This window comes from Pseudomonas brassicacearum (assembly GCF_003732265.1).
Taxonomy (GTDB): domain Bacteria; phylum Pseudomonadota; class Gammaproteobacteria; order Pseudomonadales; family Pseudomonadaceae; genus Aquipseudomonas; species Aquipseudomonas brassicacearum_D.
In genome coordinates this window covers 1-297 of record NZ_MOBK01000110.1, presented here as the reverse complement: position 1 = coordinate 297, position 297 = coordinate 1, and the positions used below count along the sequence as shown (strand labels likewise).

1 protein-coding gene is annotated in these 297 nt (G+C 53.9%); it reads left to right on the top strand.

Annotated elements, in window-relative coordinates:
• A partial coding sequence (locus BK660_RS32805; protein WP_221178660.1) for a hypothetical protein occupies window positions 1-297 on the top strand: 297 nt, incomplete at both ends.

Genomic DNA, 297 nt, shown 5'->3' with positions numbered 1-297 from the left:
TTGGATTCGAGTGGGCGGTAGCGATCGGTGGTGAATTGATTCCATGTTTTCATTATTTTTGCCTCGTTTTTTGCGTCATGAGAATCCGCACCCACCGTGACCAAGCGATAGGTGGCGGACTGCGTTCGGGTTGGTCAACCGATGAGGCATTCACAACCGGCACGCCCGAAGGCGTCCCGAACACAGCCGCCATTAAGCGTGCTGACACAAAAAAGCGCCAGCAGCATACAACGACTGTGAATGCACATCTAATACGGGTGACCAAGCCCGAGTCGCTGAATTGGCAGCGACAGTCAC